Source organism: Ancylomarina sp. (assembly GCF_041555295.1).
Classification (GTDB): Bacteria; Bacteroidota; Bacteroidia; order Bacteroidales; family Marinifilaceae; genus Ancylomarina.
This window is the reverse complement of sequence record NZ_JBFFKR010000244.1, coordinates 1-5,278: the sequence shown is the minus strand read 5'-3', so window position 1 is coordinate 5,278 and position 5,278 is coordinate 1. Positions and strand designations below refer to the sequence as shown.

General features: G+C 34.0%; 7 protein-coding genes. 3 read left to right on the top strand and 4 right to left on the bottom strand.

All coding sequences use genetic code 11. From position 1 onward, the window contains the following. A partial coding sequence (locus ABY905_RS13765; RefSeq protein WP_372644847.1) for an alpha/beta hydrolase-fold protein occupies window positions 1-499 on the top strand: 499 nt, incomplete at its 5' end. Between the two features lies 1 nt (window position 500). On the opposite strand, the gene ABY905_RS13760 is transcribed toward ABY905_RS13765, so the two are convergent. Together ABY905_RS13760 and ABY905_RS13755 are read right to left on the bottom strand one after the other, a co-directional pair. Further along, window positions 501-1,316: a hypothetical protein gene (locus tag ABY905_RS13760; protein ID WP_372644845.1), complete on the bottom strand. Its 816-nt coding sequence runs from the start codon at window positions 1,314-1,316 to the stop codon at window positions 501-503. Window positions 1,317-1,458: 142 nt separating this feature from the next. Continuing rightward, on the bottom strand, window positions 1,459-2,955 hold the full coding sequence (locus tag ABY905_RS13755; protein WP_372644843.1) for a M28 family metallopeptidase: 1,497 nt from the start codon (window positions 2,953-2,955) through the stop codon (window positions 1,459-1,461). A 118-nt stretch (window positions 2,956-3,073) separates the two neighbouring features. Between ABY905_RS13755 and ABY905_RS13750 the strand changes: the two genes are divergently transcribed. Next, the gene (locus tag ABY905_RS13750; RefSeq protein ID WP_372644841.1) at window positions 3,074-3,388 is read left to right on the top strand and encodes an ASCH domain-containing protein; all 315 of its coding nucleotides are present in this window, start codon (window positions 3,074-3,076) and stop codon (window positions 3,386-3,388) included. A 316-nt stretch (window positions 3,389-3,704) separates the two neighbouring features. Then, window positions 3,705-3,980: a hypothetical protein gene (locus ABY905_RS13745; protein ID WP_372644839.1), complete on the top strand. Its 276-nt coding sequence runs from the start codon at window positions 3,705-3,707 to the stop codon at window positions 3,978-3,980. An 84-nt stretch (window positions 3,981-4,064) separates the two neighbouring features. Here ABY905_RS13745 and ABY905_RS13740 read toward each other — a convergent pair whose 3' ends face one another. Together ABY905_RS13740 and ABY905_RS13735 are read right to left on the bottom strand one after the other, a co-directional pair. Further along, the gene (locus ABY905_RS13740) at window positions 4,065-4,265 is read right to left on the bottom strand and encodes a DUF3185 family protein (RefSeq protein ID WP_372644837.1); all 201 of its coding nucleotides are present in this window, start codon (window positions 4,263-4,265) and stop codon (window positions 4,065-4,067) included. 12 nt (window positions 4,266-4,277) lie between these two features. Continuing rightward, window positions 4,278-5,278: 5'-nucleotidase C-terminal domain-containing protein (locus tag ABY905_RS13735; protein WP_372644835.1), on the bottom strand; the 1,001-nt coding region annotated here is incomplete at its 5' end.

Here is a 5,278-nt window from a genome sequence, read left to right as displayed (position 1 = left end):
TCAATGGTTTACTCCCGAAAATGAAGCTTTGCTTATACCTGAACTGAATGGTGAGTTTATAGAGTTTTGTAGAGCTAATTTTAAAGCAGGTGGAGTTAAGGAAGGTGTTTCGCTTGAAGGTCATTCCAGAGGAGGAGGTGGGGCCTTACAGTATCTGTTTAAATACCCCAATAGCTTTAAATCTGTTATTTCAATGGGCTATGTGAGCGATTACACTTTGGATGAAAATAAAGAGATGGCAAGTGATAATCGTCAGATATTAATTGACTCTGGGGTTAGGCTTTATCTGGAAATCGGTACAGAAGATCGTTTTGTTCAAAATCAGAATAGAAAGGCAAGTTTTGCCATGCATGACTATCTGGATAAAATAGAACTACCCCACAGCTTTGAGTATCTGCATGGGGTAGAGCATGGTTTTGATAGCTTTTGGCATCACCATTCTGATGAAGGTATACAGAATGGCTTGCGACACCTAAAAAGGCATTGTGAAGGCTTATAATTTAAGAACCTAAAATAATCTTACGAACAACGTCTTCCATATCGATTGTGTCGTCGGTAAACTTATATCCAATTTGGAATATTAAACCATCGTGCCAGGCATAATACATTTTAGAACCTGTTGAGGTGTGCTCAATCAGGCTTTTGCTTGAATCATAAGAGTAATATGCGTACATGGTTGACCAACTTTGTTGCCAATTTTTGAAGAATAAGGGATAGTCAGGAGTTAGATCTAATTTTCTATAGATTACAACTTCTTCGGGCCCTTCTAAGCCGTTCATATTAAATTCTTCAATCCATAAATCGATTGGATCCTCTTCAGAACTTGTGTCTATAAATGGATTATCAGCCAGCTGTGTTGCGGATATAATAAAGAAGTCTTGATTTTCAGCCTTGTATCCAGCACTGTTTTCAAAGAACGAAACTTGAATTTCAAAAATAAGCTTATTGCTATCATTCCAAAAGGTTACAATATTGGCTTGTTCAGTTCCTGATAAGAAAGGTAGATCACCAATATTTGGTAAATGAATCGCATCCTTCATCTCCTTTGGAATACTTGAAAATGCTTCAGTAATAGAGATTGGTTCATAGTAATTTACGCCTTCAGATTTTGGTTCTTCAAGGATTTTAAAATCGTAGTTATAGGTTCTTGAATCACCAGATACTTTTTTTAAATCTTCAACTAATGCTTCGTTTTCATCTACATAGCCGGAATGCTTAGATTCTTTTTGACATGAGAATAACAATAAACTCAGGCCAATAATCGATAAGGGTAGAATAGCTCTCATAAACATGATGTTGTTGATTATATTATACAAAAATAGTGCTTCTTATCTTAAAAATCAGAATTAAGTTGAATAAATAATAAGATTAATTGAATTCTTGTTTGTTTTTTATCCTTGATAAAAGTATCGAAATTGTACACTAAATACATAATATCTAGGATTTATGTAATTAGGCTTAGTCTTGATTGGCGAGTTCCCAAGCTGTTAGGAATACGAGTTGTGCAACTCGTTTAATATTTTTATAATTCAATTTATCAGCCGTATCTTTTGTTGTATGATAATCATCGTGAAGCCCATTGAAATACATAATGGAGGGGATACCTTCTTTTACGAATGAAGCTTGATCGGAAGCACCATAGAGTGAGTTATGAGGCTGATCGTATTCATAATCCAGAATCAAATTTGGATGCAGAATATTTAAACTATCGCTCATCGGTTTAAATCGGGGATCTAAATCTGAAGTGCCAAGTAAATAAATATAGTCTGGATTTTGATGCTTGTCATCTACGCGTCCCAACATATCCATATTTAAGTTCGTTTTGATAGACTGTAATAGGACAGGAGAATTGTTCACAAAGTATTTGGATCCAAGCAAGCCTTTCTCTTCCCCCGTAAAAGCAACAAAAATAAGACTCCTTTTGGGTGAATGGCCTTTCAATTCAGCTTGTTTAAAAGTATTTGCAATTTCAATTAATGCAGCTGTTCCAGAGGCATTATCGTTAGCACCAGTATATACAAGACCGTTGCTTGTTCCTAAATGATCGTAATGAGCAGAGATAAGAATGTATTCTTCTGGCTTCTCAGAACCTTCGATCAGTGCTAGTACATTTTCTGTTTTAATGATTTCATTATCTTTTTTTATTTTGAATTTCATCTGACTTCTTACCGTTTTGTGATTCGTATTACTGGTAGCAAGTTTGACTAATTGTTTTGATCTTAAGCCTGATATTTCTTTTGCAAGGCGTGTTGAAATGGGAATAGTATATTGTTCCTTTAAGAATCTGTGAAAGCTGGCTTGCTCCTTAAAATCTATAGAATCTTTGGTGGGTTCATTTAGGCGAAGCTGATTGCTTCTGATACGTTTTTTAAGATGTTTATATCGATTAAAAGATTTGGTATTTATAGGATCGTTAAATAAAATGAGTTTTGGCTTCGAATGTTTCCAGATTTTATGAGCTTGAGAGAAGGCTTTATGGAAATTTGATGTTAGAAATAAGACTGCCTTGTTTGTGAAGTCGATATCAGAATAGTCCTCGATAGATGAGCTCCCAATGAAAATAACATCTAAATCGAGGAATGCGGAATCTTGTATAGGATCTGCCACAAAATCCTTGTAGTTGTGAAAGGTTTTCTTATTTATCCGAATGCTACCTGAAGGTAATCTAAGTTTTGAAAGATTAAAAGCTTGAAAATAGGAGAGACTATCTTGACTTTTATCTATTGCTTTCAGTCCATACTTTTTAAATTGGGAATAGATATAAACAGCTGCCTGCTTTTGCCCTTTTGTTCCTGTTTCACGTCCTTGCATTATTGAGGAGCAAAGAGCTTTGACATTTTTTCCAAGATCTTTCTCCGAAATACGATGTGCGAAGTCAATATTAGAATAGTTTTGTGAAAAACTAAGCAATGGAAAGCTTAAGGCTATAAATAAACAGAATCTTGATATTTTCATAAAAAGGTTTAGAATGAAGAGTGCATAGAATTATTTCAATTAAAAGTAATGATTTTATATTAAGATAAATACCTTTTTGGTATTGAATGAAATAGGAAGCGAATAATATTTTAATAGAATGGTAAGAATACATTTTCACGAAAGTTTCTATCATGACATACGTCTTGGTAATAAAATACAAACGGCTCGTATTGATGAGCCACATTATCCTCTAGGTAAAGCTATGGCTGACTTTTCGGATGGTTCGAGTTTGCCTATTGAGGTCACAGGAGTATCATTTAGAACAATAAATAATATGAGTGTAGATGAAATCCGGAAAGATGGTTTTCAATCAAAAGACGAGCTTTGGAATGCCCTGATTGGTTTTTACCCTCATTTGAAAGAAGAAGACTCTTTAATGTTAGTCGAATTTAGATGCATTCTGAATAAATAATAAAAGACTTGTATGTAATAGCTAATGTGCTTATAAATCTGCACTTTATAAAATGTGTAAGAAAAATGCATTTTCATTCATCATTGAAAATTTGACGTTTACCTAAATAAATGTGAATTCCATCATCGGTTTCTGAAAAAAAAGATTTATAATTGTCATAGAAAAGTATGAGAAAAAACTTTTCTGTTTGAAATTAAAACAATGTTTAAAGAGAGGAAGGAGAATTGTAATGATTCTCAAATTAGGAACTAATTTAAGTTCTAGTTGATTCAGTTTAAGCAATAATCTATTTTTTCACCTTTAATCCTATTTAGTTATGAAAAACGTAGCCGCATACTCACATATTGTAGAAAAAGAAATTCAGCAGCATAAAATTGAAGCACGTAAGATTCTAGATAAGTTTGAACAAAAATTCAATAAAGGAAGCTTAGTTGTAGCTCATCACTTCAATCAAGTAAGCTCTGATTTAATTAGATTGGTAAAGCACGAATTGGAAGCTGCTGGTTTTAAACCTGAGTTTATCGGGAATAGACCTAATGGACACATTGTGTTAAGAGTAAGCTTGATTCAGTCTGCAATGATGTGTAATTAGAACTTTTATAGATAGAAAAAACGACTTATAAAGAAGGGGATAAACTGCATTGTTTATCCCCTTTTGTATGTCTGAACATTTGGCTTATCGTTTGCGAAATATTAGATATAAACCTATAATTGCCAACACAGCACCGCCAATAATACTACCCATGGCATTATTATCTTTTTGTCCAAGAGCACGCGTAAATTGCGACTCCAAGCTGTCAAGTTCAGTAAAACCATATGTCATGAGAATAATACCTAAAACAACGACAATTGCTGCTATAATCTTTTTGAAATCCATAATAGATGTTTTTTAATTTGTACCAAAAATACGTTTAACTCCTGAATAATTAATCTCTTTTTTGTAGTCGAGAAACTCAATTAGACAATTTGAACTGGTGATAAAAGAATTTTGTCCTTCATCGGCGTGATCGAACTTGTAGGCACTGGCAATATAAGAACTAATTCCAACTTGATATGTCCTCGTTTCATCAATCGGACTCCCATCGTAGTTTTCAAGCTGAATGTCATCTTGACTCATATAGCGATATTGAATTCCTGCAACCTTAAGATCACCATTTCCACCGCTATTGATCAGAGAGCGAATCTCATCACAAGTCATCTCGAAAAGAATGACTTCATTATTGAAAGGATCCAATTCATAAACATGTTTGACTTTTATATCGCCAAGGGGCAGCCACGATCTAATTCCACCTGAATTTTGAAAAGCGATATCCGTTTCTAATTTCCAATTAATAGCATCAGTCATAAGTGAACCAAGCTCATCTTTATTACTAAATTCGGCTAAATTTTGAGCGATCACCCGCTCTAAAACGGGATTGCTGTTGTATTCGTTAACAATTGAGGCAATTTCAGTATCTCTTTTGGTTAATGTCTCGACTTCAATGAGTTTAGCTGATTTCGAAATAACGAGCCCATCTTCTATTTTTATATCTACGCGACCAATATATCTTCCTTTAGAACCAGCTTGGCAGATTAAAGCATTATTTTCTTCATAAGGATTGAGAATTACCTTGTGTGAATGCCCACCAATAATAAGATCAATTTCATTGTTGTCAGCGGCTAAATTATTGTCAGAACCTTCACCTAAATGTGATAATATAACAAAGAGATTATCATTCTTTTTCAGATTTGTGTAGTCCTTAACTTCATATTTGTAATATGGAAAGTCAATGCCTTCAACTTTATCAGGATGTGTAGAGGGTATATAACGTCCGTTAATGTTAGTTCCCGTTTCAATCAAGCCCAATACAATAATCTGGAACCCTTCAGTAGTCGTAATTGTTGTGTAGG